Here is a 22,034-nt window from a genome sequence, read left to right as displayed (position 1 = left end):
CGGGCGTAGTGATCAAACGACGGCGAGTTATCCCGCCATCATCGCCATGCTTGATTGTATCAGCTTGTAGGTTGATAGCGTGACAAGGAATTGGCGAACACCCTCTCCAGTGTGTTGGGCCAATCGTAAGCAAGGCGCACCCATAAGCAATCCCCGATGATCGAGGATGTATGTGGCATCGTTAATTCATCTGATCGTGTGATGATCAGCCAGATGGAACCGCTAGCCGGCGATCTCGCTCGTATCTTACGATCATGACTCCCTTATAGGTCAGGCGGCTTTCAGTGACAGTAAACGCTATCGGGCTTGTGCTCCTGCCAAACAATCGCTTGCCGCTTCCCAATACCAACGGATAGATCATCAGCCAACACGTATCGACCAGATCGTGCTCAAGGAGGAGCGGCACAAGCTGACTACTTCCCCAAACGTGCAGATCAGGGCCATCCTGTTGCTTCAGATGGCTGATACGGGCAACAATATCGTTGTGGATGAAGACGGTTGGCTGCCACTCGCTCACGGTCAGCGTCGATGAGACAACGTACTTAGTGGCTTGATTAACATTGGGCCAGACATGATCGTGATGCGGCCAGTATGGCGCCCAAATCTCAAAGGTTTTCCGCCCGAGCAACAGATCAACCGGCAAACTCATCTGCTGGCGAAGTGCTGTACTCAAGACCGGATCAGCGTAAGCTCTAATCCAGCCGCCATAGATAAAACTGCCGCTTGGGTCTTCATCAGGCCCGCCGGGAGCTTGAATAACGCCATCAAGCGACATGTGGGCAAGGACAGTAATGGTTCGCATGAGCGCCTTCTCCGCGATGCTGACCAGCTATCGCGTTCATAAAAGCTCTATTGGTTCAAAGATAGCGTACCACAGTGTTAACCAATCTGCGGAAACATGCCTACGGGCAATCTTGGTACGGCGTGATCGGGACGGTCAGCGGATCAGGCCCCCACGCGATAGCGAAGGGAATGGTCACGGTCATATCAGCACACACGATCGTAATGGTTTCGGCGCCGGTGCTGCCCATGATCACATCAACGGTACGGCCATCCGGGCTAAACGTTAACTCATACGTCAGCGGCCCGCTCACATCTGCGATCGCACAGCGACCGGCGGCGCCACTGCCGGAATAGGGCGCTGTCCCCGACACGTAAAGACTGTCAGGCGGCAGCGTGAACTGAAATGTCCCTGAGCCGCTGGCTTGCAGCCGTTCTGCTGTGAACATCACCTCAAACGTGCCGTCCCACGGCCCGCGGAGGCCGGCGCAGGTGTGCGCTGCTCCATGGAGCGTGGCGAAACCGCTCGCGACTTCATGGGTAAACTCGAAGGCGTAGCCTTTTTCCGCCGGGGTGCTGGTAACGGTGGGGAACGTGCCGCCGATTGGAGTAGGGGTAGGAGTAGCGGTGGCCGTCACGGTTGGCACGAGCGTGGCGGTAGGTGATGGCATAACGGTGGGGGTAGGCGTGCTGGCGGGCGCTTGGGTGGCGGTGGGTGTGGGAGTGCTGGTAGTGGCTGGGCCGCACGCGACAAAGAGGATACTCGCCAGAATCAACCATGCGCGTTTCATCGCAGATCCTCCTTTCGCGCAACGATGGGCTCGGTTGGCGACGCCGTTGCGCTGGTTGTAAACTTCTCTGCGTGCTATCGCACTATGTGTATCCTCATGATGCTGGGAGCGATATGCAAGTGTGAGGCTGCGCTGGGTGAATTGTGAGGTTGAGTAGTTGAAATATAGAATCGTTGGTACTGAATGTAGTATGTTGCTGCCGGATATGATTCTTCAATGCGAATCATATCACTATCTGCAATTGGTAGAGCGAAGTTAAAGGATAGTTTTGTGAATGACAATTAACTTCTTGACAAAAAAGGGTTAAGACAGAATTGACGTGTTCATAGAGAAAAGCCAAGTAGCGGCGCAGTTTCAGGGCGCGTGCGGATTGAGCAGCAACCTGATAGTGCAAAGGGGGTGATACACCCAACGAGGGGCGCTAGCGGCAGGGCGGGCGGGGGAAATGCCCAAGGAGAACAAACATCTACCCTGTATCCAACCCTGCGCACTGGGTTATCGGCAGTTTACCAATTGAGGAAAATGACCACCACAAACAACAGAATGGGTGGAATCAGCAAAGCAGACAGAATAGCGGCTAGCTTATCGTTGCGGCGCGCGTAGGCGACCCATGCGCCGATCGACATCGCCAAGGGATAGATCGGGTAGCCATAGAAGGCCATTAACCACAGCGGCACCGTTCCTTCCGGGTTTTCAGCTACCACCGAAATAAATGCGCCGGGCAGCCAGATCAACAGAATTGAGACCAGCGCCAGCAGTTGCGTAACGAGTAATCCGATCAGCACTAATGGCCGGTTACTGTTTGGTTGCTTGATCGTTTCGGCCACAAACCCACCTCCTCTGCAAAATATACTGCGACGACCACGAAGTTGCACCTTTTGCAACGCAGCTATTGTAACAGAATATGGATATTTTTGAGCGGATGGGGTAATTGGCGCGTTTCGCTACGACATTACTCGCGCAAGCCGCGTGCTATATCGCCGCGAGAAATGCCAGAACTCTGCTAAGGAGGAGCGCGGTTGCCCCGGCGTCATACCCTAGCAGCGAACTGTCTATAAACAGATGGTGATCACCCGGATACAGAAATAGCTCGCCGTGAGCGGCTTGGGCAGTGAGGTCGCGCGCCGCTTCGCTATCGCCGTCGCCAACGAAGATCGGATCGGCCTCCATGGCATGGATTTGAACCGGCAGGTGCGGCGGCCATGCCTGCCCGAACGCGGCGACGGGCGCACAAGCACTCACAAACAGCGCCCCGCGCGCGCCAAAGCGGGTTTGGGCCAGCTTTTGGGCCGGTAGCACGCCCAGCGAGAATCCGGCGTAGACTAACTCGCGCGGCAGCGCTTGCACAGATCGCTCGCCGCGTATTATCACCTCAGCAAAACCCAATCTATTCACAAACTCCATCCCTTGCGCGAGGTCATTGAAGACATGGCCAGCGAAGAGATCCGGCGTATGGACGATGTGCCCGGCCTTGCGTAGGTCATCGGCGAAGGCGGCCACGCCGGCAGTGAGGCCCAATGCGTGATGAAACAGCACCATCTCTGCCACTAAAGTTTCTTCCTTTACTATGATGATGAACGGCCCGCATCCAGTTCAGTGTTTCGTTGCACCTGATTGTGAGGCTACCCGTGCTAGCGTACATAGCGCACGTGCGTGGCAACAGGGCTATCAATCACTCGATCAATCCGGAATTGCGGCAGGGGTTCGCGCAGGTTCTCAAACAAACGCCTCCCGCCGCCGAACAACACCGGCACTAGGTTGATTTCCAGCTCATCAATGACGCCCAAATTCAGATACTGCTGGATAACATCAGCGCCACCCGAAATGCGGATGTCGCGGCTGCCTGCCGCCTGTCGCGCCAGCTCAAGCGCCCGTGCAGGGCCTTCATTGACGAAATAGAACGTCGTCCCGCCGGGACGAACCCACGGCGCTCGTTGCTCATGCGTAAGCACATACACGGGCGTGTGAAACGGCGCCTCCTCTGGCCAACCGCGCTCACCGCCTTCAAACATGCGCTTACCCATAATGTACGCGCCGGTGCGTTCAAAGGTGTAGCGAACCATGTCATTGACAGGGCCGGACTCTCCCCCTGCACCAAGCTGGAGCTTTTCGCGGAAGTATCGTTGATTGAACATCCAGCTCGTCAACGCGCCCCACTTTGCCGCCCAATGCTTATCATCAGGCTGATCCCAGTTCTCCATGGTCATACTCTCTGGCGCCATATAGCCATCGAGGCTGAGGGCAATATTGACGAAGACGGTGCTCATAATGCTCCTTTTGGCAAAGTGAAAGCCAGTCGAATAATTTGCGCTGCACTTACGTCGCGAAATGCAGAAGAGCTGCTTTGGCTGAAGCACAAGTTTGGTGGATGGGCGGCATGAGGCTGCCAATCACTTGGGAACCTCAAAAACCAATACAGTCAGAATTATCTCGCGATTAGGATCGTCCTTATGGGCAAGTATACATCGGAAGCCAGTGGGGCTTGTAAAATCCATCATCCTCTTCCAGTTGGAATGGGACTTCAGAATATTTGGTATTTTCGCCAAAACGTCAGAAAGTTTCGTGTTGTGATTGAATATAAGAATAGCCGTCTTCGTGTCACGCCAAGTAGCATAGCCAAGCAACTGATCAATGGCACTACTAAATGACTTTGGGCCTCGCCATATCTTGCACTCTGCGATAAAAACGCTTCGATCACCATCTCTGATCAGAATGTCTGTTTTTCCACTAGCATTAAAAGTCTCTCCAGTTGTTTGGCCTTCATAATGGCTATTTAGTGGCACAAGAAATTGATCTCGAAGGTTTTCTTCATCCATGTCACGAAATGTCTGTGGGCTTCTTTCCAGCATAGTCGCTGTGCTTTGGATGATCGAAAGGATGTGTTCGTACTCTGCCATCTCAATGGCCGGCTCTGGAACGTAAGCTGTTGTGTGAGCCGGTGGTGGTTTTGGTATGGCTTTTCGTCGTACCGTAGATACAGCATAAGTAGCCGGCGTATCGGGACGCTTACGGAGAGGAAACCCCAGACTAGCGATGAGACCCTGATCTTTAAGTAATTTCTGCCGGCGCACTTCTATGTGCTGCTGTGCCACATCTTTAAGTGTGGCATTGAAGGATGTCAAATCGCTTGTGATCCAAATCAAGTATTGTCTAATACTGCCAAGGAGGCGGTCGATTTCTCTTTTCACAGATTGGACATCGTGATCAGTGCAGAAAATTGATAGTTCAAGAGTGTTGCCATTAACAAAACCACGTGGAGGATTAAGGGTGATTGTAGAAGGTCTATACATGAATATATCAGGTTCGCCTTCGAAGGGAATATAAAGAATGATAAGGGTTTCAGATATGTAGAATGGCCTATCACGATCTGAGATGAAACGCAATGGATCTTGACTTACATCTCTTTTTGTCTCTTGTTGATCTACCGAAATTTGATCTTCTATAATTCTGATAGGTACAATTTCAAATTTAGCGGCAAAGTATTTTGCCAAGTCATCTATGCTCGTGTTTAATAACTGATTGGCAGGATAAGTATCGATTTCTTGGAACATTTTCGCCTTTTGGGCTTCCATAACAGAATAGAGATTGCGATCTGAAAACAAAAGCTTCTGGCTGTGCATTGTGTTGCTCTTACCCTTCTATCATTAGATCGCCTATATCAAGCAACAATACATCTCCAGATAACGCATCACACCAGCCGCCGGTAGAGTTCAGCATTCTTCTGCAAGATATATGCTAACGCTGGTTGGAATGCTTCATCAGGTCGACTCAGCAACTCTTCGATACTGATGCGGAGGAACTCTTCGGGGTTGATCTGAAACTGCACAGCGATTTCTTGCAATTTCTGCCATTGTTCGTCGGGTAACGTGATGGTAATTGCACGCATCTTGCTTCAGCTCCTGTTTCTTGTCAGGACTGTCATTGCGTTAAGCTTAACGTGCGCAACATCTTTTGTGTTTGCAAACATTGCCTTTCCATTGTACGTGTTCGTGCTGAGCAGCGCAAGGCGGGATCATAGCGGGTCAAGCGCGGACTCGACGACAGATATAAAACACTTCATTCGACGTCGATCAACCTCACCGGGCCGTGAGCAGGGTAGACACGGCGCGCCCCTTTGGATCTGAGGAGGCGCCAGCTCGCGAGCGCGACGGGATTGTCGAACGCCATCGCTTCCGGTGGCAGATCGCCGGTAAACGCTGAACCATCATCGAGCAGCAGCGAGACGCAATGCTCAGTGTGGCCGGGTGTGGACAGGATCTCGCCGCCAATGCCCATCTGGCGCAAGAGCTGGCGGCTCTGCGCGAACGAGATGACAACGTTGCCGTTCTCCGTTATCTCAACGTAGTGATCGCTTGGTTTCGTCCACCGTTTCATAAGCGGGATGGCCGGCGTCTGAACATCAAGCACCAGCAGGGGCACGCCTGCGCGTTTCAGTTCTTCGGCAAGGCCGGCGTGGTCGATGTGATAGTGGGTGGCGAGCGCGTAGCGAAGTTCGTGCAGCGGCACTCCCATCTGCCTGAGATTCGCCTTCAGCATGCCGAGCGTTCCCGGCCAGCCAATATCGACTAGCAGGCGCGAAGCGCCTGCGCTGATAACCCAGTAGTTGGTGGAGCGGTAGCCAACGTTGACAATCGTGATCGGTGCTGGTGGATGTGGCATCGGCTTGGGGTCTCTCATTCGGTTGGGTTGGGTGCGGGTATGATACGACTGCTTGGCCTTTGAGCGAGGCAGATGTTGTCGCTTGCCCAGCAATGTTGGGCAGCGTCTTTATACAGCCAACGGCTTGTGTCCCATCACTGTAAACAATCGATCTTCCGGTTTGGCAGCATCATTTGTAAACCCGCTCAACAAACGCACATGCTGGAAACCGGCTCGTTCAAATAACGCGCGCGCTTGCGATTGGCTGTACGAGCGGGTTGCTGGTGAGCGGCGATACAAGGCTTCCTCAACCACATGACCATCAATGATCTTTTGATAGACATCCTCTGTATGCTCGCAGTCGCTCACCGGATCGAACCAAGTACGCGCCACTCGGCGAAACGCGACGCCATCCGCTGCCCGAACGGCGGTTTGCTCTTCTTCCGATGTAAGCGGTTCACCTGCTTGCCACAGCGTCATGAAGGAGGCGACAATAACGCCACCCGGCAACACGTGTTCATAGAGCCGGGCCATAACCTGCTCCACTGCCGCCAAATCAGTGATTAACTGCAATGAACTTGATGGCACGAGCATAGTCTGATATTTGCGCGGCAGGGCTAAGCATTCCAAATATTGCTCGTATAATGCCGGCTGTAAGTGCAGTTGGTCTGCTTTATGCCGGCAGATAGCCAACATCTCTGGCGAATTGTCAACGCCATCAATATCAATCCCTTGCTGCATATAGTCTAACAATAATCGTCCAGTACCGCAGCCCACATCGAGCACTGGTTGGCCGTACTGCCGGATAACGGCAAGGTAGAAATGGCGGTCTGCCCAGTTCGATGTATCGCCACGCAGCACATCCCATGCTTCCGCTATGAGGCCGCGATATTCGTATTCCGGTAGATTCACAGTGGTTCCTTATGCTTAGCTAGTGTCCGGTGGTGTTGGGCAACCACGTCAAAGCGCCAGACACGCATCGGCGCACAGCCAAAAGAGGCTTTGGCGAATAGCGGCTCTCGACTGCCACGCGCGCTGATCCCATACACTCCCGCTCGCATCGTCGCCGCCGTATAAGACCTGCCCAAACGGTACCCCTCGACATTGCGCTACTGCCATCATCCCCGCCGCTTCCATTTCAACGGCAAGACAACCCTCGGCTTGGCGTTGGGTGATGGTGCGCGCTGTCTCACGGCAGGGGGCATCGGTTGTCCACGTTTTGCCAAGGCGATAGGAGAGACCGCGCTGGCGGATGGTGTCTACGAGGGCCTTGACGCCAGTTTCAGCGGCCACGACTTCGCGGCTTGGCGGAAGATAATGGTACGAAACGCCTTCAGCACTTATTATACAGCAGCTTCAATACAACCTTTTGTTGCTGAACATTTGGTCAATGCGAAACTCAGTCAGGTGTATGCATGGTTGAACGGCCAGTGCCCTCAGCAGTATTTAGAGGTTGAATCACTTTGCCACTTTGTGCTCCTCTCCAGTGAATGCTCCTTGGTTTCTCAATCGGCCTCAAACGTGCCAGATTAGTGATTAGATCGGCGCTAACGTGAATATAGACAACCTTTTTTACAATAGCTCGCGATCTTCTAGTTCATCAAAAAGATCAAATTTCTCGATTTGGTGGAGGCTCGCGATTCGGGTAATTTCCTCCTGTCCCTCAATGACTAAGATCCGTGCTTCCCCTGCTTCACGCCGTTGTTCACTTGTCAGCCGTCCGCTTGTAATGAAGACCGCTTGATCAACTCGGCGGGCAAAGCATCCTGCTAGAAATTTAGACCATTCCTGTGCAGATGGTGCTGTGGTCGGGCTATGGAACTTGACCTGTACGCCAATAACTTTGGGTTGATTCTCGATAATCCCAACCTGATAGCCAATGAAATCTAGTCCGCGTTCGGCGCCTTTATGTTGTCCTTGATGATACCAAGTATGGTATGGGTAAAGTTTCTTTAACAACCGTAGGACGTACTGTTCAAATGCAGCGCCTCGCACAGAATTGGAGGGAATTTGGATGGGTTGATCTGTATCAACATTGACAGCTTCCTCTTGCACTGGCAGCTCTGACTGAATTGCTTCGCGCCCTTCAGGTGTAATCCGCCATCCCGGTATAGCTGGATCGGCAGGATAAACATAGCCAGCTTTGACTGCAACCTTATTGATGAAGAAACGCAGTGAAGCCTTGCCTTGATCAGAGAGCTTTGCACCACCCATATGCTGCTCAACGGCCTGATAGAGGTCAGTCATTTGTGCTATGCCGCCTTTAGCGACAATTGCACGCAACGCAATCCGAATTTGCTCGTCACCAGACAGACCAGCTTCAGCCCCAGTAAGGAGACGGGTTGCTTGCATACGGTACTGCTCCTAGATGGTTTCTTTTTACACCGAACTATTTCTTCCTTATGCAATCCCTCAAATTTCTCAAGAGGACGATATTTCTGTGATAGCGATCTGCAACTTTAAGAATGCCAACCATTGTGTGTCAAGAACGTTGTAATGATAGAGACGGCGAAGATTAGATGGCTTGTTAGTCTATAATTAAGAAAGTGCGATATATATACTTTACCCAATAATCTCGCAGTTGATAATAACGAAAGCATAGTAATAAAAACAATAAAATGCTGATCTATATTAAAAAGTATTGATTTGTAAGTGTTCTAGTGACCAAAAACACAAAAAGCGGTGCAGGAATAATGATGCTTTCAGTAAGGTTTGCTAAGTCAAGAGCGCGATCAGCTAGCCGTCGTGCATTATCGTTTACTTTTACCTCAACGTAATTTCTAACGAGGTAAAAGGATTGTACTTTGGTTCTCCTTCCTGCAATGTTGATATTTTTTTGAGAATTTTCGTTCGCGATGGCTCTGAAATTCTTTTCCGGTACCAACTTTTATTCGTTTTATAAGTTTGCCCTTTCAAGACGAGCGCCCAGTCAGTTGGATCCTTTAAGATGATCCGTATTAATTTCGTGATAATGTTTCCTAATGGACTTAATATAAAACCTAGTAAAAAAGGTACCACCAAAGATATAATTACTAATATGATAGCGGGAATTTTGTTAATCGATTCAACTAAAAGATTATAACTAATAAGATCTTGTACGAAGATAACAGTGATACAGGATAACCATATAATACCTGCAAAAGAATAGTTGAAATAATCCTTGGTTGAAAAGATTTTTATGCCCATGATATCTTTCTTATTCTAGATGTTTAGTGACTGATACTAATTATGAATAACTAATGGTTCTGTAATCATATCACGCTGACATGTTGCTGTCAAGATTATTAAAGTTAGGTGTTTTTATGCGAAAGCAAAACGTGTACTTATTTAGAGATTGTATCTAGTATTATTTTGTTGGTTTTCGCTACAGATAAATTTATTTGCCAAGATAAGCACTGCCAAATTCACAGGATGGTTAATGCAGTAGACCTAACTTTTCTCCATCTCCACCCAACCCAAGGCGCTTTCCCGCCGAGCACTAGTCCCGCCGTACAGCTTCTACCCACCCCCCCACTTCGCCGTTTGACATCCGGCGCTGTTCGTGGTAAGATGTCGCGGTGTGAGCGGGGGTGTAGCTCAGTTGGTAGAGCGCGACAATCGCACTGTCGAGGTCAGGGGTTCGAATCCCCTCACCTCCACCACGCTCGGGGCCATAGCTCAGTTGGTAGAGCGCAACACTGGCAGTGTTGAGGTCAGGGGTTCGAATCCCCTTGGCTCCACCAATGACCCGCCGCCTTTGGGGCGGCGGTTTTGATTTTGTGGGGCGCCGTAGAGCCGGACGGCTGTCCGGCTCCGCAAAGGCGCAAAGGATTCAAACGCAAAGGCGCAGAGGGGCGCGAAGAGCGCAGAGGGGGAACGCAAAGGCGCAGAGGGGCGCAAAGAGCGCAAAGGTACGTTAAGTGGGGTGTAAGCGGTGTTACGGCCAATTCTTCAATCTGCTTAGCGTCTGTGCGTTATGACGCCTCTGCGTCCTCTGCACCCTCGGCGGTGAATCTTATCTGCCCCCACTCCAGCTCTCCCCCGCTGGGGGCGAGCTGTCCTGCGCTTGCGATGCGCACGGTTGGGGCGATACTGCTTGAATAATGGAAGGTGCATAGTGGCAACCGATTCGTTGATGGCGTTGATCGTTCACGGTGGGGCGTGGGCGATCCCTGATGATCAAGTGGCGGCCCATGTCGCCGGCTGCGAGGCGGCGCGAGCGGCGGGGTGGCAGCGTTTGCAAGCTGGCGGCAGCGCGCTCGATGCGGTTGAGGCGGCGGTGCGGGTGATGGAAGATGACCCGATCTTTGATGCCGGTACCGGTTCGGTGTTGACCAGCACCGGGACGGTAGAGCTTGACGCGGCGTTGATGGATGGGCGCACGTTGCGCTATGGCTCCGTCGCTGGTCTGCGCCGTATTCGCAATCCGATCACGCTGGCGCGCCATGTGCTCACCGGCCCGGCGACGATGCTGGTCGGTCCCGGCGCCGAGGAGTTTGCGGCGGCGGTCGGGATGCCGTTTTGCGCGAACGAAGACCTGATCGTCGAACGCGAACGGCAGTTGTGGCTGGAATGGAAGGCGCAGGGTGCGCCGCCGCCGCCGCCTGCGAGCGGTCACGATACCGTGGGTGCGATTGCGCTTGACCGGGCCGGCAATCTGGTGGCGGCGAATTCGACCGGCGGTACGCCGTTTAAGCTGCCGGGCCGGGTGGGTGATACGCCGTTGATCGGTTGCGGGTTGTATGCGACGCCGGCTGGCGCGGCGGTTTGCACCGGTTGGGGTGAGTCGATCACGCGCGTGGCGCTGGCTCGCCGCGTGGTTGAGCTGCTCGAAGACGGGATCGGCCCGCAAGAAGCCGCTGAGGTCGGGATCCGTCTGCTGGGTGAGCTGGTGCCAGAGGGGCGCGGCGGGGTGATTGTGTTGACGCCGGACGGTACGGTTGGGTTGGCGTGGAATACGCCGCGCATGGCATACGCCTATATCAATGGGCGCGGCGAGGTGCGGTCGGGGGTGTGAGCGGATGTGAGCGGCTTAGGGTAAGCTGAACACACGTTGGCGGGGACTGAACGTATTGTTCAGTCCCCGCTGCTGTTGCTGCCACGGACAGAAGCTGGTTGCAACCGCACTGCTAGCTTCGCCTTGGGATAGCTCATATACACAGCAGCTTTGTTTTGGTAAAGCGCACGGTGATGGCTTGGTCGCCGAGCGTGCCAACCGCCTCGATGAGCATATTGCGACGAGGTATGTAGAACGTGAAGGCATCGAATGTTGGCGCAAGGAAGTACTCGTCTCCCCGTGTAATGACCTCGAAGAACGTTGTCTTCTCTTTGTCAGGCTCAACGCTAAAGCCACCGAGCACAAATACCTCGTTACATCGGTTTCGCACCTCAAGCACGCCGCCGTGACAGTTATTGACCTTGATGTCGAGACATCGCGGCGCAGACGTAACTTCAAGGTCGATGATGGCCGTCCTGCCTTTGCACCAACCTATCTCGCTGAAAGCCAGCCGTTTGACACATCCCGGCGCCGGACTATCTTGGATAATCGTGTTGTAGGAAATTATCAGCCAGATAGCAGCAAATAAGAAACCACCGATCAGGGTGCGCACAGGATGGGTTATCCGCCAAGACATCCACGTCATAGTGCCATCTCCGGTTGGTAGCGAAGATCGTTTTTCCTAATTATCAGCGGAACAAGCGATACCAAGAAGCGAAAGCTTCGCTACAGGCGATGAGCAGTTCATTACTGAGACGCTGCCGGTTGGCGTGCATGAGAGAACGACTTCAGATAGCGGGCAGGATAGCAGGTGCTGCGATTACGCTTGTTCATTGTGGGTAACTAGCAAGGGGCGCGGTCTGTGCCAACGGTTTACAGTGCAGGTCTAATTGTAAAAAATTGGTATTATGTGATGGTTTTGTGTATTTTATTTTGGCTGATCAGCGATTAAAGTTATCATTTTCTACGCCACCAAGAGCACAGGGTGGTGATGGAATTGGCCGGCGCAGCTCCGGCGCCGGCTCTGTTTGCCAAGAGTGAATTCACCGGTCGCTATCGTATGGTGCATGATGGGTGGCAGGGGCAATGAGAGCTGTGGTCGTTGCCCGATAACTTTGCGGCCCAACAGCCCAACATTGGCGGGCGCTACACCGGCAGCGATGGCCGGCCGCACAATGTGCGCGGCTTCATCCGCACGGCGACGTACCCGTTGCCCGGTTCGTGGGGGCCTGATCACAAGATCCTGCTGTACATTGACTTCAACGACACGCCAACCAACCTCACTGATGACCAGTCCTTCGAGGGCTATCTCTTCACCCAGACGAAATCGGCGCTAGCCGGCGTCACCACGTGGAGCGAGACGAAGTACGGCTTCTATGCTATCAAGCAACGTTCGGTATATGTGCCGATGGTAGTAAGGTAGACTGCGTCGCTGGCGTGCAAACGCTCCCCAGCACGATGGGTTGCGAGGGAGCGGCTTGAGCCATCGTTTGTTGAACCGGGTACATGCACAGTTGATGAGCTGAGAGTGTGGCAGGCTCATTGCCACACTCTCGGCCCATTGCGTTTTTACCGGATGGTCATTGGCAGGTACACGCGACGCTCGAAGGCGGGATAGTTGCGCGTCGCCAGCCGCAGCGGCGTTTCCCCGTATGCCGATTCGGTGTTGCCCTGCACAAATTTGACCCGGTAACGGTTGTTGCCCGGACTGACCGGGGTGTAGGTATATGCCCCAGCCGCTGGTGTTGTGCCCAGCGTCTCGTAGCTGGCGAGTCCCGCTGGATTGACCTCGATCACCGCCTGCGCCCCCGCCGGCCCGCCTGTCCACGTTACCTGCACCGAGCCATCGGCAAGCAGGGTGGCAGTGACGTTTTGCGGTGCGGGCAGGGTTCGGGCATAGGTTGTGCCCGCTGCCGTATTGGAAGGGTCGCTGGCGCCGGTTTGGTTCACCGCCACGATCCGGTAGAAATAGGTGGTGTTCGCGTTCAAGCCGGTGATGGTGTAGCTGGTCGCTTCGCTCGAAACCGAGGCGACGGGTGTAAATGGGCCGGCGGCGGTCGCGCTCTGCTCGATCTGGTAGGTGGTCTGCTCGCTGCCGGCAGCCGGCGTCCACGCCAAACGCAGGCTATCGGCGCTGAGCGGGGTTATCGGGGCGAGCGTAGGCGCTGCCGGACGCTGGGGTAGGCTGCGTGCGTCGGCAAGCGTGGTGACGAAATCCGAATCGTTGCCGGCGGCGTCTAAGACCTGTAGCCGGTAGGCATAGGCTACGCCGGGTTGAGCGGTGGTGTCATCCCATTCAGTCGTTCCCGCTGGCACGATGGCGAGGTCTTCCCAGATGCCATCGGCGGTGCGGCGTTGCAGCAAGTAGCCGGTAGCGGTGCTCGCTACCGATGCCGTGCCCGCGCCGGCTAGCGTCCAGCTCACTCGCATAAAGGGTTGCGATGCTGGATCGGATGGTTTGATGGGGGCAACAGCTATGGAGATGACCTTGGGTTGCCAGTCTTCGCCAATGGCGATCACCCGGCCTTGGCCGGTCTGCACATAGATCTCGCGACCATAGCTGATCGCTGCTGAGCCGCCGTTAGCGCCGCTACCGAGCGACTGGCTCCACAGCAACTCGCCGGTATGCGGATGGTAGGCGTGCAGCCAATCGCCGCTAGCGACATAGATGGCGTCGGCGGAAGCAGCCGGCAAGCTACGCACCGCTGCGCCAAGGTTGGTCTGCCATCGCGTGGTCAGGCCGAGCGAGAGACTGTAGAGCATGCCGCTCTCGGCGCCAACCAGTACTTGCCCGCCGGGGCCGGCGGTTGGCCCGCTGCTGATTGCGCCAGCGCCGGTGAAACTGCTCTGGACGGCGAAGGTGTCAACGTTGAGCTTCACGACTGTGCCGTCGCTGCGCCCGGCAAAGATGCTATTGGCGTAGAGCAACGGCGGTGTGGTGTAGGCGGCCGGCGCTGGATTGGAGTAGGCGGCGCAGCCGGTGCGAATGAGGCCGCCGGCGCAGGCAGGGGAAAAGAGATCGAGCCGGAAGACTCGTCCGGTCGTCGTCGTGCCGTAGTAGACGCGGTTGGGTGCTGCTGCCAACCCGCCCACGATTTTGCCATCGATGCTATGGACGGCATAGAGCTGGCCGTCGGGCCGCACGACCATCACCGCCGAGTTAGCGCCGCCACCATCGAGCGGCATGGCGATGAAGCCGTCTGATCCTACCACCGGCCCGGCGAGGGGGGGGGCGCCAAGGTTGAGCCGCCAGCGTTCGCTGAAGCCATTGAAGGCGTAGAGCCACCCCAGCCGATCGACCGCATAGATCGTGCCATCAGTCGTGATAGCTGGCGCTCCGACTGCCGGCGCGTTCAACACCCAGCGTTGCTGAAGCTGGCCGTTCCGCACAACGTCCACGAAGCTATGGGCAATCACTGCATCGCCCCACTGGTTTACGACCGGCGAGGTGCGGACTGGCAGCGAGAGATTGGCCGGCGCGGCGTACTGCCAAAGCTGTTTGGGGAAGGCTGGCCCAACCAGCGTGGTATAGCCAAGGCCGCGGCTGTTGGCGCGCAACATTGGCCACGCGGCAAGGGTGGCGTCGCCGCCGGCGTTGCCAAAGTAGCTGAGCGTCGGGTCGCCGAAGAGGTCGTAGTTGAAGGCCCACCACGAGCTCAGGTGCGGGGTTGGGTGCTGCTTGATCTGGGCCATATATGCGGCCATTGTTTGCCACACAGCGTCGCCGAGCCGCAATTGGTCAACCAACAAGCGCCGGTTGACGTTTACGCTAATGTCTTGCATACCGCCATGGCCGGGTTGCTGCCAGCTAGGGGAGTAGGGCAACACCCCGATCCCTCCCATCCAAGCGGTGGCATTTTGCCGGGAGAGCATCTCGGCGCCAAAGTTGACCGGATTAGCCCAATTGCCAGTGCTGCACGCCGCCACGACGTAGATCGGCGCGTTGCCGTAGCGCGGGTTCATGTCATCGTAGTCGAGCATCTTGGTCGAACCAACCTCGTTGACGCCGTTGGGATATTCGCCGCACGGCCCGCTCGGCTGGTCGAGCCGGCCATTGGCGCAGAGGTCACCCTGCCAGTAGGTGCGATAAACGCCACTGCCGTCGCCGTGACCAACCAGATTGACGACGCCATACGAGTATCGGTCGTCTAAGAGAATTGCGCCTTGGTTTAAGTAGTTGATAAGGTTTTGCTGCGTGACCTCATCCGATGTCATCAATCCCGATGCGCCGGTGGGGATACCGTCGAGGTTGACCGGCTCGTTTTCGTACAAGCGATCAACCGCAAAGCCGGCAGCCGTTTGAAAACCGGTGCGCATCGCTTCGCCGGTGTACGCGCCGTCGGTGCCGTTCTCGCAAGGCGCCTGATAACTGCCGCCCTGTCCATTTTCGTTTTGCTTCCAGCATTGCCCGCGCATGTCCATCATACTCATCGCCGACAACGTCCGGTTTTTGAAGGTCGCCGCCCGCTGCTCGAATGCCATGCTATTGTCGAGCGCGCGGCTCACGCTTTGAGGATCGGTCAACGGGATCCGGCCAACCGCGACGGTGAGATTAAAGACGTTACGGCTATCTGGTGTGTAGCCGTTCCGCTGTTGCGCTGCCGGATCACCGAAGATGCCGTCACCCAGACACCCGTTGCCGTTGGTGTCCCAGTTGCTGGTCAAGTCGGCGTAGTACCAATCGGTGCGCCAGCCGGAACCGGGGCTGGTCGCTTGCGGCTTGCGGCAGTTGTTATCTGGCGCAGCCTGCGAATAGTCGCGGTCGGCGCCAGCTTCCACTTGGGCATAGGGTAGGACTTGGTTCGTGCCAATTAACATAAGATAACGAAAGCGATTGCCGTAAACCTGATACCGGCTGATCGCGAAGTTGCGGATATTCTTAACCAGCGCGATGTCGTTCGGGCTCGCGCCTTGACCAGCCTGTTCGATGCTCGCCACTTCGACCTCAAAACCGAGGCGGCGTTTAAAGTTCACAAAGTTGGTAAGCGCGCCGGCTTGAATGACCGCTTGCGGCGCAATGATAAGGAAGTAGGGGCTGGCGGTGTTATCGGTTGGCAATGGCAGCGCGTCTTTGAGCACGAAGGTAAAGCCGTCGTAGGCGCCGGGGCCGGCGGCGCCGAGCGCGATGGTGTGCGGGTCAATCACGTTGCCGGGTGCGTAGGCCTCAGCCTTGACAGGAATGAGGCCTTTGGGCAGCGTTGACGGATCAAGTTCGAGCGTGTGCTGGCTAAAATCATCTTCCCCCACCACCGTAAAGCTGCCATTGGGCCGGCTGGTCGCGATCGCAACCACCGCGCTGCTCCCTCCCAGATCGCTGCCGATCAGCCGTACCTTGACGCCGCCGAGGCCGATCGGCGGGGCTAACTCGTTGCGCGGCTGGTAGACAACGCGCCCGGTGATGGTGCGTGGCGCGCCAAGGCTGCCCAGCGTGGCGCTACTCCACGTGACAGGTTGGTTCCACCCCGACAGCGCCGGCCAGATGCGGTCGTCGCCGATCCCGCCGATCCAGTTTTGCGCCAGCCGCAACCCAAAGACGCCGCCCTTGGCATTGAGCAGGCTCAGACTGATGCGATATTCGGCGGTGCGCGTCTGGCCGAGGCCAGCGTCAATGATGCGATACTGCCCATCCCATTGCGCGCTGATCGTTCCGGTGGCAACGTACCCGCCATTGCCATCGCCGGCGCGGGCAATCTTCGAGCCATCGCTGCGCAATTCCAGCGTGTAATCGGTGGGTTGGGCCAGCGCGTGGCGGCTCAGGTTGGGGTCGAGGTAAACCGCAACCCAGTTGTCGCCGAACCACGTTGGCGCTGTCACTTGCTCGAAACAGATCCACAGATCGGTCGCAGTGCGCAGCAGGTGGGCAGTAGTGCGCGGGGTTCCTTCCGGCGCGCCGTTCGCGACGATCACTTGTGTGTCACCCTGATATTCGCTGGCGGTGCAATAGCCATCAAGGTTCAGCGTGGCGTTGCGCTGGGGAATGCGGATGTCGCGCGGGATTGCGCCATCAGCGACGAAGAAACCGCCGCGAACGATGCCGTTGAAGCGGTTGGTGGCATCGGCAGCATCGCCATTCAGCCGCCATTCCGCTAACAGCGCCGTATCTGCTGTTGCTGGATCGAGTTCGCGGAACATATTGGCGCGGATTTCGCTGCCAGACAGCGCCCGCTGCCATAGCCGCACATTGTCGATCAGACCGGCGAAATAGTTTTGCAGGTAATCGTTGGCCAGATCGGCGCCAATGCCGAGCGGCGTATGGTTGGCCTCGCCGACGCCGCCGGCATAGACGCTGGTGCTGTCGAGTACGCCATTAATGTACATCGCGCGCAGACCGGTGATGCTGTTATACGTGACGGCAATATGCGTCCACACACCGGTGGGGACTGTGCCACTACTATCCATGGCGCTGCCGAACCCATTGCTCGAAAAACGGATCCGGCCACCGATAAACCGTAAGCAATACGAACGATCCCAATCGTTGCACAGCACCGACTCGTTCCGGTTGGCGTTGTCGCGTTTCACCCACGCCTCAATGGTGATGCCGTTCGGAAAGTTATTCAGTCGCCACGTATACGGCACCTCGATATAAGCGAGCGGGAAGGGGTCGCTGGGGCGGGCGCCAAGCAAGCTGAACGAATTTGCGCCTACGGAGGCCAGTGTTGATGAAGGCGGCGCCGGTTGCCCATAGACTGGGACTATCGCGACGAGGAAGACAATTAACGCTAACCAGTGGCGGATGGTTGAGCGACCACGCCGGGCCATAAGGAATTCCCTTTCTGCGAACGAGGGAAGGCCGGTGAATGGAGGCGATCTCGCTGGCAAGCGTGGTGGAGGATGGCAGAGATCGTCTATTGGCGGAAATACTGAGAACTTCTAAATATATGGAACTATTTCAACCGTCCGAAGAGCGTTTGCAGCACATCGGCAATCTGCGCTTCGCTGCTCAAGGCGAGGGTATTGGCCGGGAAGCGCAAAAAGATGTAGCGACCGTCTTGCCAAGCTTGTACGGCGCGCAATTGGCTTTCGGGGATGACCCATGTGTAGCCCTCTGGCACGTAGGCGCTCAGATCATTGACGACGACCTCTGGCCGGCGATTCGCGGGGTTGGTGTCCATCCGCCATTTGACGATCGCCTCTTCGCCGGTGTAGGCTTGCACGATGAAATCGGCTGGTTGGCTCGCGCCGGGAGGGGTATAAAACCACGTGCAGGCCGTCCATCCCGGCATAACGGTATCCATCAAGCTATCAGGTTGGGTGCCGATCAGGCGTGCGAGTTCCGCGGCAGGCACTAACTCGGCGCAGGGGATGGTCAACGCGGTTGCGGCGCTGGTTGGTTCGCTGGCTGGGATGGTGGGTACAGCCGTGGGCAGCGAAGCTGGTTGTGCGGCCGGTTGGCCGCTGCAAGCGACGAGGCTCATCATGATCCCCAACAACCCTAGCAGGATGAAAGACCGGCAATTCATGGTCGTCTCCGGTGAAGCTATCAATCCAAAACGTGTCGTTATGAGAACGATAGCTGCCGGTGCTTACAGAAGTGCTTACACTGACACTGGGGGGGAGGGGGGCAGCAGCCCGCCGGCTTCGTTAGCAGACCTTGTGTGGCGTGCGGTAGTTACCTGCCGCGCCCCGGATCAAGCCCGCTACACATCATCGCCGTGCCGGATGCGCTCATACAGGAGCGTGGTTTCGGCGGCGGGGGCGGTTTGGAGGTCGGTGTCGAGCAGTTCCGCTAGTTCGCGGTACTGGCGCAACGCCTGCGCGCGTTTGCCCTGCCGGGCCAGACAGCGCATCACGTCGCGGTGCGCCTGTTCGAGATACGGATCTTCGGCTACGGCGCGTTGATAGGTCGTGATTGCGTGCTCGTATTGGGCCTCGATCAGATAGAGCTGACCGAGATCAAGCAACGCCTGTATAAAAGCGGCGCGCAGCTCTTCGCGGCGCAGGATGGCCCATTCGCCCACATCAAGATCGGCGAGAAACTCACCGCGCCAGAGCGCCGTCGCCTCGCTGAGCAAGGTGATGGCTTGGCTACGCTGAGGCGCCGTCAAACTGGCGATCGGGCCAAGTCCAGCCACCTCCCGCATACACTGCTCGAAGCGCGCCACGTCGTACCATAACGGCAACTCATTGTTAACGGCATAAGCGTCGTTGGCAAAGCGAATATAGGCCATATTGCCAAGCGCGTGGCGGATGAAGTGCAAGCTCCGGTGCAGGTAGTTGCGCAATTGGGCTGGCGAAGCGTTGGGCCACAGGGCGAGGCCAATGGCCGCTTTGGTTGCCGGCGAGCGGTCGAGCAAATAAAAGAACAATTCACGCGCTTTGCGGTAGGTCCACGCCGTGGCTGGCACTGGCTGGCCATTGATGCTCACCCGGATCGGGCCAAGCGCGCACGCGCGCAGCACCGGGCCGGGATCAGACGGGGCCGTCGCCCGGTTTGGTTCCATTGCCAGCGCTACCGCCGTCGCCAGCGCGACTGGGGTTGTTTCGCCCACATGTGCAGCGATGTGCTCAATCAGGTCGCGCCATGGCGGCAGGCGCGGGATGCGCCGCCGGTCACGTTCGGTTTGCGCGCTTGCTAAGAGCGTCGCGGCGGTGCGCGGAGCGGTGGCGGCTAGCGCAACCGCTAGGGCTTCCAGCGCCTCAATCAGCGGATGGAGATGGCCGGTAGGCGCCAACAATGCCACCGCCTCGCGCGCGTGGGCAACGGCTAGCCCGCTTTCACCCTGCTGCACTGCCAAGCATGCCAGCCGGGCCAGTATCATGCCGCGGCCACGGGTCGAATTGGCCCGATCGGATGCCGCCATCGCCTCGGTGTACCGCGCCTTGGCTGCGGCCAGATCGCCTTCCGTCACCGCCAGATCACCCATCACCCGCAGCGTATCGGCCTCCCACGCCGGCCCATCGAGCCGGCGCAAGGCAGCCAGCGCCTGCGCGCTGAAACGGGCAGCCGCCGCCAAGTCGTTGGCGTTATAGGCAGCCGCTGCGAGCGTGACGGTCGCCATCGCGTTTGTGAACTGATCGCCGGCAGCTTCGGCCTGTGCCAACAGCCGGTACGCATGCGCCGCAGCCGTCTCGTGATCGCCGCGCGCCAAGGCAATCTCGGCCAGATTTTGCCACGCCGGCAAGAATGACGTATTGGCGTGGGCAGCCGCTTCCAGCGCAGCGGTAAAACAGGCGGCGGCCTCATCATAATCAGCCCGGTCGAAATGCACCAGACCGAGGTTGTTTAGCGAGACGGCGATCGCATACGCATCACCCAACTCACGGCGGATGGCCAGCGCCGCCTGATGGTAGTTTATAGCTTCCACGAAAGCGTTCACATCGTGATGCACCAGACCGAGCAAGTCAAGCGCCCGCGCTTCAATTTCGCGGTCGCCGGCTGCTTGCGCGAGCTGCAAACTTTCGCGCCCGTACACAAGGGCATTGTGGTCATCACCCTGCCGGCAGGCCAAGCGACCGGCGGCAAAGGCAGCGCGAGCGCGGAGCAAAGATGGCGCTGCGGCAGGCAGGCGGAGGATTTCGCCAATCCAATGGCGCGCTTCACCGAGCGGCCCGCGCTGGAACCAAAAGCGAAACAGCGCCACGATCAGCCGTAACCCGGCTTCCCCTTGCTGGGAAGTGATCACCCACCGCAGCGCCGCGCGCAGGTTATCGTACTCTGCCGCCAGCCGGGCGATGGCAGCGCCGCTGATTGGCCCTAAAGGCTGGTCGCTGGCGGCTTCAACCAGTTGTAACACCCACCTCAGATGGCGATCGCGCATGATTGCCATCTCGCCAGCTTCATCCAACCGGTCGCGGGCAAACAGGCGCACCGGTTCGAGCAGGCGATAGCGGGCCACCCCCTGCGCCGGCAGGTTGCTCACCACTACCATCGACTTGCGTACCAGTCCTGCTAGCGTTTCGAGCACAACCGGTTCGCTGGCGCCGGCCATCGCAGCGGCGGCTGCCAGCGTAAAGCTGCCCGGAAAGACGGCCAGCCGCCGGAACAGGTGCTGTTCAGCGTCACTCAATAAGCGATACCCCCACGTCAGGGTGGCAGTAAGCGTGCGGCGCGGAGCATCTGAATCGCTGCCCAACACCGCCAGACTCTCGGTCACATAGTGCTCAAGTTGGGCGAGGCTCAGCAACCCGGCACGCGCCGCAGCCAACTCAATCGCCAGCGGCAGGCCATCCAGCCGCCGGCAGAGCGAGGCGATCAACGGGGCATTCTCGGCGGTAAGGCGGAACGCTGGCGCAACGGCGGTTGCGCGGGCAACAAAGAGGGCTACTGCCGGCTGAGCGGCCAACCGGGAGAGCGGAAGGTCATCTGGCGGCGGCGGGAGCGGCGGCAATGGATAGAGCTGTTCGCCGGCTGCTCCGAGCGGCTGCAAGCTGGTGGCGAGGATATGCAAGCCGGGGCAATGGCGCAGGAGCGTTTCCACCAACCCGGCTATCGCTGTGGTCAGATGCTCGCACCCATCGACAACCAACACGCACGGTAATGAGCCAATCCGCCCGATCAAGGCTGTGATCGGCGAACTCGTCACCTCGGTGATGCCCAGTGCCGTTGTGACGGCATAAGGTGCTAACGACGGATCAGCGACTGGCCCAAGCTCGCACCACCAGACCCCATCAGGGAACCGTGCCATCAGCGAGTGGGCAATATGCAGGGCCAGATGGCTCTTCCCGCTGCCGCCAGCGCCAGTGATCGTGACGAGGCGGGTTTCGCTGAGCAGGGCTTGAATAGCATGGACGTGGCGCTGGCGACCGAATAATCGCGGCGCTGGCGGTAGATTGGGGGTAGCAATCGCGTTATCAGGGAGTATCACCTGTGTCTGCCCTATGTCATGGTGGCATCATTTGGGATATGAGCG

The 22,034-nt window shown here is 57.0% G+C and carries 17 protein-coding genes and 2 tRNA genes; 4 read left to right on the top strand and 15 right to left on the bottom strand.

Features of this window, described 5'->3' with window-relative positions; translation table 11 throughout:
• Positions 1 to 205 precede the first annotated feature (205 nt).
• From A6A03_RS01590 to A6A03_RS01540, 11 genes are all read right to left on the bottom strand, one after another.
• On the bottom strand, positions 206 to 802 hold the full coding sequence (locus A6A03_RS01590; protein WP_066782926.1) for a dihydrofolate reductase family protein: 597 nt from the start codon (positions 800 to 802) through the stop codon (positions 206 to 208).
• Between the two features lie 100 nt (positions 803 to 902).
• Positions 903 to 1,571: a hypothetical protein gene (locus A6A03_RS01585; protein ID WP_066782924.1), complete on the bottom strand. Its 669-nt coding sequence runs from the start codon at positions 1,569 to 1,571 to the stop codon at positions 903 to 905.
• 506 nt (positions 1,572 to 2,077) lie between these two features.
• Complete coding sequence (locus A6A03_RS01580; RefSeq protein WP_066782922.1) at positions 2,078 to 2,398, bottom strand: hypothetical protein; 321 nt, start codon at positions 2,396 to 2,398, stop codon at positions 2,078 to 2,080.
• 145 nt (positions 2,399 to 2,543) lie between these two features.
• Positions 2,544 to 3,110, bottom strand: coding sequence for a dienelactone hydrolase family protein (locus A6A03_RS01575; RefSeq protein WP_245668757.1), 567 nt, complete (start codon positions 3,108 to 3,110; stop codon positions 2,544 to 2,546).
• A gap of 92 nt (positions 3,111 to 3,202) precedes the next feature.
• Positions 3,203 to 3,838, bottom strand: coding sequence for a dihydrofolate reductase family protein (locus A6A03_RS01570; RefSeq protein WP_066782919.1), 636 nt, complete (start codon positions 3,836 to 3,838; stop codon positions 3,203 to 3,205).
• 123 nt (positions 3,839 to 3,961) lie between these two features.
• Positions 3,962 to 5,191, bottom strand: a complete 1,230-nt coding sequence (locus A6A03_RS01565) for a hypothetical protein (protein WP_082908890.1) — start codon at positions 5,189 to 5,191, stop codon at positions 3,962 to 3,964.
• A 68-nt stretch (positions 5,192 to 5,259) separates the two neighbouring features.
• Complete coding sequence (locus tag A6A03_RS01560; protein ID WP_066782917.1) at positions 5,260 to 5,457, bottom strand: DNA-binding protein; 198 nt, start codon at positions 5,455 to 5,457, stop codon at positions 5,260 to 5,262.
• A gap of 170 nt (positions 5,458 to 5,627) precedes the next feature.
• The gene (locus tag A6A03_RS01555; protein ID WP_066782914.1) at positions 5,628 to 6,230 is read right to left on the bottom strand and encodes an MBL fold metallo-hydrolase; all 603 of its coding nucleotides are present in this window, start codon (positions 6,228 to 6,230) and stop codon (positions 5,628 to 5,630) included.
• 108 nt (positions 6,231 to 6,338) lie between these two features.
• Positions 6,339 to 7,121 (bottom strand): class I SAM-dependent methyltransferase, encoded by a 783-nt coding sequence (locus A6A03_RS01550; RefSeq protein ID WP_066782912.1) that lies wholly within the window; start codon positions 7,119 to 7,121, stop codon positions 6,339 to 6,341.
• 48 nt (positions 7,122 to 7,169) lie between these two features.
• The gene (locus tag A6A03_RS01545; RefSeq protein ID WP_281181252.1) at positions 7,170 to 7,553 is read right to left on the bottom strand and encodes a phosphorylase family protein; all 384 of its coding nucleotides are present in this window, start codon (positions 7,551 to 7,553) and stop codon (positions 7,170 to 7,172) included.
• Between the two features lie 228 nt (positions 7,554 to 7,781).
• On the bottom strand, positions 7,782 to 8,561 hold the full coding sequence (locus A6A03_RS01540; protein WP_066782908.1) for a restriction endonuclease: 780 nt from the start codon (positions 8,559 to 8,561) through the stop codon (positions 7,782 to 7,784).
• Between the two features lie 1,213 nt (positions 8,562 to 9,774).
• On the opposite strand from A6A03_RS01540, the gene A6A03_RS01535 reads away from it, so the two are divergent.
• The 3 genes from A6A03_RS01535 to A6A03_RS01525 all read left to right on the top strand — a co-directional run bounded on the left by A6A03_RS01535 (position 9,775) and on the right by A6A03_RS01525 (position 11,205).
• Positions 9,775 to 9,850, top strand: a tRNA-Ala gene (locus A6A03_RS01535).
• 5 nt (positions 9,851 to 9,855) lie between these two features.
• Positions 9,856 to 9,931: transfer RNA gene (locus A6A03_RS01530), tRNA-Ala, on the top strand.
• Between the two features lie 392 nt (positions 9,932 to 10,323).
• Positions 10,324 to 11,205: an isoaspartyl peptidase/L-asparaginase family protein gene (locus A6A03_RS01525; RefSeq protein ID WP_066783010.1), complete on the top strand. Its 882-nt coding sequence runs from the start codon at positions 10,324 to 10,326 to the stop codon at positions 11,203 to 11,205.
• Positions 11,206 to 11,338: 133 nt separating this feature from the next.
• On the opposite strand, the gene A6A03_RS01520 is transcribed toward A6A03_RS01525, so the two are convergent.
• Positions 11,339 to 11,830, bottom strand: coding sequence for a hypothetical protein (locus A6A03_RS01520; protein WP_066782905.1), 492 nt, complete (start codon positions 11,828 to 11,830; stop codon positions 11,339 to 11,341).
• A gap of 456 nt (positions 11,831 to 12,286) precedes the next feature.
• Here A6A03_RS01520 and A6A03_RS01515 point away from each other — a divergent pair, with 456 nt between their 5' ends.
• Positions 12,287 to 12,607, top strand: a complete 321-nt coding sequence (locus A6A03_RS01515) for a hypothetical protein (RefSeq protein WP_066782903.1) — start codon at positions 12,287 to 12,289, stop codon at positions 12,605 to 12,607.
• Positions 12,608 to 12,753: 146 nt separating this feature from the next.
• Here A6A03_RS01515 and A6A03_RS01510 read toward each other — a convergent pair whose 3' ends face one another.
• The 3 genes from A6A03_RS01510 to A6A03_RS01500 form a co-directional block, all read right to left on the bottom strand.
• Positions 12,754 to 17,943: a C25 family cysteine peptidase gene (locus A6A03_RS01510; protein WP_066782901.1), complete on the bottom strand. Its 5,190-nt coding sequence runs from the start codon at positions 17,941 to 17,943 to the stop codon at positions 12,754 to 12,756.
• A gap of 125 nt (positions 17,944 to 18,068) precedes the next feature.
• Positions 18,069 to 18,644, bottom strand: coding sequence for a DUF3558 domain-containing protein (locus tag A6A03_RS01505; protein WP_066782899.1), 576 nt, complete (start codon positions 18,642 to 18,644; stop codon positions 18,069 to 18,071).
• Positions 18,645 to 18,821: 177 nt separating this feature from the next.
• The gene (locus tag A6A03_RS01500; protein ID WP_066782897.1) at positions 18,822 to 21,989 is read right to left on the bottom strand and encodes a BTAD domain-containing putative transcriptional regulator; all 3,168 of its coding nucleotides are present in this window, start codon (positions 21,987 to 21,989) and stop codon (positions 18,822 to 18,824) included.
• Between the last annotated feature and the right edge of the window lie 45 nt (positions 21,990 to 22,034).

Origin of the sequence: Chloroflexus islandicus, assembly GCF_001650695.1 — a bacterium.
Taxonomy (GTDB): domain Bacteria; phylum Chloroflexota; class Chloroflexia; order Chloroflexales; family Chloroflexaceae; genus Chloroflexus; species Chloroflexus islandicus.
Note: the sequence above shows the minus strand (reverse complement) of the source record. Positions and strands in the feature narration are given on the sequence as shown.